This is a genomic window from Nocardia pseudovaccinii NBRC 100343, from assembly GCF_001613225.1.
Classification (GTDB): Bacteria; Actinomycetota; Actinomycetes; order Mycobacteriales; family Mycobacteriaceae; genus Nocardia; species Nocardia pseudovaccinii.
Genome location: NZ_BDBY01000292.1, coordinates 1 through 4,600, shown reverse-complemented (window position 1 = coordinate 4,600; position 4,600 = coordinate 1). Strand labels below are relative to the sequence as shown.

Genomic DNA, 4,600 nt, shown 5'->3' with positions numbered 1-4,600 from the left:
CCCAGTTGGTGCGACAGGCTTGGCAGATGCAGCCATCGGCGGAGATCTGGAGGGCGGCTTGGCGGACGGGTTCGCCGCTGGTATCGGGGCGGTGGACGGTACGGACGCCGCACGCTGGGCAGGCGGCGACGAGTTCCCAGCGGCGTGCCGGCTCGAGGAGCGCCCGGCCGGACACTGTCCACCGTTGGAGTTCGCCGATCCAGATGCGTAGGCCCTCGGCGTCGGCTGGCGCCCATGGAGTGGCGGCGAGTTGGTTGAGTCGGCGCACAGTATCGGGCTGACCGTTGTTCTCGCCTGGGTCAGGGCACCAGGCGGCGACGGTGGTGTCGACCTCGGTTAGCCAGTCCAGACCGTCGACCCAGGCCGGGGGAAGGCTGCGCGGGCGCAGGGTTCCCCCGTCGCCTTGGCGGGCGGCAAGTTCAGCGCGGATCTCGACGTAAATGCTTTCGCGGTATCCATGGCGGGTGCCGTCGCCGGTGGTGTGGGTTTGGTAGCGGTGGCCGATGACTTCGTGCACAGCGTTTTCGAGGTCTCGACAGATCTGCGTGACCAGTTCAGTGCCTGTCATATGCGCGAATCCTCTTGTGCCGCTGCCGTCCACACCATGTTATCTACTGTAGCTCGTATCAGTAGATAACGTGGGAAGGTTCCTCTGTGTGCCAGGCGAAAGGCGAGCGCTGCGATCGTGATTCCTTGACATGCGTTGCACCCCAAGGCGGTTCATTGCCGACTGTTCAGCTTGCTCGGTGGAAGTCGGCTTGTAGCGCAGCGAGTTGAGCGTGCTGATGGACACAACCGTGCTCGACCCATCGCTCCAGGACTGCGACCACCTCAGCTTCGTCACGCAAGTAGCAAAGCCTTCTGCTCTGCGCCGGATCGAGCCCGAGCAGTTCCCCGGCTAGCACCGGGATCGATCGCAGGTGACCCCGCCACGACACCAACCCAGGTAGTGGACCCCACACCGCCCCGCTGAGCTCGACAGTCCAACCAGCCACGCAATGAGCCACACCCTCAGCTCGATCCTCCCGCCATACGGACTGGTCGTGTAGATGCGGCTTGGCCCGCAGCGTATTCAGAACGCGCGAGGCGAGCGGCAGGTTCAACAGGAGCGGTCTTCGGACTAGCACAACAAGTCCCATCTAGCCGAGTCGGTTCGGCTACGGCCTGTCGGCCTGCTGGAGTCCCCCGAAAATTCCGCACTGCGAGCAGGTTTCAGACTTCCAGACGCTGCCGCGAGAGCCTCAACCAGATGCGTGATCACCGAATCCCGAACAGGCACAACATCATTGGCGTGCTGAACATTTCCCTTCCAGGCCGTTTCAGGCATGAAAGAGCGCGTCTCTCGCGACAAACGAAACATCCCAAACGCCAACAGTTTGCGTACCGACACCGACGACCACGGGCTATAGATGACCATAGAGCGGACCAATCAGCCGGGACGCCGCAGGCTCAGGCAGGGCGACTCCATACGGTCTCGGTTGATCACATCGCCTGCCTTCAGGTTTCGTCATGCCGTTGTCCTCATCCAGTCGTAGTAGCTCAGGGCTGGCACGCCAGCCGTGAATCGCTGCCCACCCGACAGCTCGAAAATGAATAGATTTACTTAGGTTTGATGCCACTCTTGGATGGGCACCGCAATTGAGTCAATAGTTGTGGGAATGGTGACAGTTTGTCAATCGCCGTTCCACCGTAGATTATGTGCTGGAGACCGAATTTCTCCGCACCTGCCCTCTGGACACCATGCGCTATCCCGTAAGAAATATGCGGGATCTGCTCTCGTTCCCGCACATTGTTTACGGGATCGGCCGGGCGGACACATGCGAGTTCAGCCTGTACATCAGATTCTGATCTTCGCGCCTGGATGCCAGTCCGGCGGCCTGGCCGCGGTGTGCAGTTGCCTGATCTGCATCAACGGCGTGCGATCGGTATTGGCGGCGAAGCAGATACGCCCCGCCACGCCTGGCATTGCGGAGCCGTCACCGTACGATATGTGATGGAGATGATCTTCTCGGGCCACGCCGATGCGGCTACAGTCCCAGGAAACACCTTGATCGGACGGTAGCCGCATCGGGCACAGTCGCACGGCGGACAGGCCGCCGACAAGGGGGAGATGTCCTATTCGCGGAGGGGGAAGGGTGGCGGTCGACACCAGAGCTAAATACGGGCGATTCATGAAGCAGCGTCGAACCAAGCATCCGATATACAAATCTCTTCCGAAGTTCATGGATGCCTACCAAGCGCTTCTTGACGTCAAAATGGAATCCGAGCCAGACGAAGGTTATGAGACCCTCCCAAGATCGCAGTCCTCATTCGAAAAGTACGAGGCTGGCAAGACGCAGCCGTCACCGACTGTTGTGGAGTTGACGCTAGAAGTTCTCGGCACCAGCTACTGGTACATACCCAAGATTACTGCGCAACTGTTTCCGGCAGTACAGAAAAGGTTCGGCCAACTACCGTCCGAACCGACACGCGATCACATCAAGCTGCTCGAAGCAATCGGCACTGGCGCGGCGTACCTCAGTAAACCGATGTGGAACCTGAGATGGGCCAACCCGGCATTCCTCGCACCCTTTCAGGGACTAGAGATAGGAATGAACGTAGCCGAATGGATGTTGAAAAGCCCTGTCGCTCGCGCTGCGGTGGTTAATTGGGAGACGCGTACACATCTACTTTTTGCCAGTATCGCTAATATTGCGGTAGATATCCAACCGGACGAAGAGATTGAAGAGTTCAAATCTCGTTTTGCCGCACCAAAATACAAAACGGACTTCGACCATTTTTGGCATAACGACATGTCAGAGAAGGATGCACTGGACACCGACATGTTCGTGAGGGTGGAAGACGGGACGATCGACGGAACCCAGATGCGGATCATCACCCAGACCAGCGAACTCATCCACGTGCCAACCGGGTATGACCTGTACATCACGGCCATCGACAACGAATGGGAGCCCCCATCGGCCACTTCCAGTCTCCATCTGCCCCGATGACATCCCCCATCGTCTACCGGCATAGGCGTGATCCCTGCTAGCCGATGTGAGGAACAGCTCTGACTGTCACGTGATCCCGTACAGAAATTACGGGATCACGCCCCACACCCACACGCCCTGTCCGGGATAGCACGAATACGCACATCAAATCTACGGGGTTCACCACCTTGACCCCACCGACATCCCAACCGATGCTTGATACGAAGATTCAAATGCGTCGCGCACCGGAATTGGGGGAATCCTTCACATTCCGGGATTCTGGCCGATTAATGCGGCCGAGGTGGACAGGAGAAGCAATGGTGGCGACGATGATGCACGACAGGGCGGCGACGGCGGGGTGCACCTGGGAATGGGCAAAGACCACTGGCGGGATAATGACGCCAGAAATACAAGACCGGTTCAGTCGACGTTTCTTGATGGGTACGAGTACCCGCTGGATCTACCAGATGAAGAACCGTCTCGGTGAACGTGGAACTGTGCGACTGGATTTCGGGCGCGAGCTTCCGCGCACCGACCTGGCGCTGGCCGCGATAGAGGCAGCTGCATCACAGCTATCGGAGGGGGTCTGGAACCACGCGATGCGTAGCTACTTTTTTGCCCGAGCAGCGCTCGAAACCCGGAGCGGGCAACTCACCGCCGAGTACGACGAGCTGTGCTTTGTCGCGTGCCTGCTGCACGACCTCTACCTCGAACACCCTGTCCCGGGCAAGTGTTTCGCCGTAGCCGGTGCCGAGACCGCGATGCGGATCGCGCTGGACGCTGGGATGTCGAGCGAGCGCGCCGACGAACTCAGCCGGGCCATCGGTCTCCACATGAACCTGGATATCGCCAACCTGCTGCGACACGACCCGGCCGGGTTCGTCGGGGAAGGTGCCATGGTTGATGTCTCCGGAGGACTCTATTTCGAGTATGACGCCGGGTGGGTGGACGATCTGCTGAGCCGCTACCCGAGACGAGAGAAGACCGGCCACAAGCGGACCTTCAAGCAAATCGCGTCCGAAGCAATGGCCAAACAGGCCGCCGCCACTCCTGGCAGCCGCCTTCACTGGCTGGTCACCAACGGCCACGTCATCAACTGGGTGAACGACGCACCGTACACGGAGTGACACCGACAGGGCAGATTCGCTGAAGCCCCACGCATGCTGGCAGAAGCTGACCGCGGTCCACAGCAACTCGCGCAGACATGCGCGGGCACAACCCCGGCTTGCTGACGGTCGGCTCGTCACGGATGCATTCGATCAGCAGCCGTTGCCCGGACCGGTCCTTGGCGTTGGTCGTATGGGTTTGGGCGCGACCGGAGGCGATGCGGTTCCGTTGACATCTTTGGTTGGTGTCCTGGTCACTGAGGCGGAACAGATGGGGTACCTGGCGGGGTTCCTGTCGTTTGTCACCGTCGTGGGCGGGGAGGCGACACCAGTGAACCCGAAACAGCAAGACCAGCAACAAGATACATATGGTTGAGGACGCAGCAGTAGTCGCTTCGGCCCTGACAATGCACTGCACCCGCGACGGCGCCTGGGGCGGCCGGGTTCGGATATGCTCGCGACGCGACGCGTGCAGGAAGCGGGTGAGTTGGTGGCTCAACTGGATATCGGTTCGAGTTTCGCCGA

Annotated in this window: 3 protein-coding genes; 2 read left to right on the top strand and 1 reads right to left on the bottom strand. The window is 60.0% G+C overall.

Features of this window, described 5'->3' with window-relative positions:
* Window positions 1-568, bottom strand: a 568-nt coding sequence (locus NP3_RS34660; protein ID WP_063045952.1) for a DUF7341 domain-containing protein, incomplete at its 3' end; no start/stop codon positions are given.
* 1,567 nt (window positions 569-2,135) lie between these two features.
* Here NP3_RS34660 and NP3_RS34655 point away from each other — a divergent pair.
* Together NP3_RS34655 and NP3_RS34650 are read left to right on the top strand one after the other, a co-directional pair.
* Entirely contained in the window at window positions 2,136-2,990 is an 855-nt protein-coding gene (locus NP3_RS34655; protein ID WP_157124748.1) for an MmyB family transcriptional regulator, read from the top strand.
* 296 nt (window positions 2,991-3,286) lie between these two features.
* The gene (locus tag NP3_RS34650; RefSeq protein ID WP_157124747.1) at window positions 3,287-4,096 is read left to right on the top strand and encodes an HD domain-containing protein; all 810 of its coding nucleotides are present in this window, start codon (window positions 3,287-3,289) and stop codon (window positions 4,094-4,096) included.
* The last annotated feature ends 504 nt before the right edge of the window (window positions 4,097-4,600 follow it).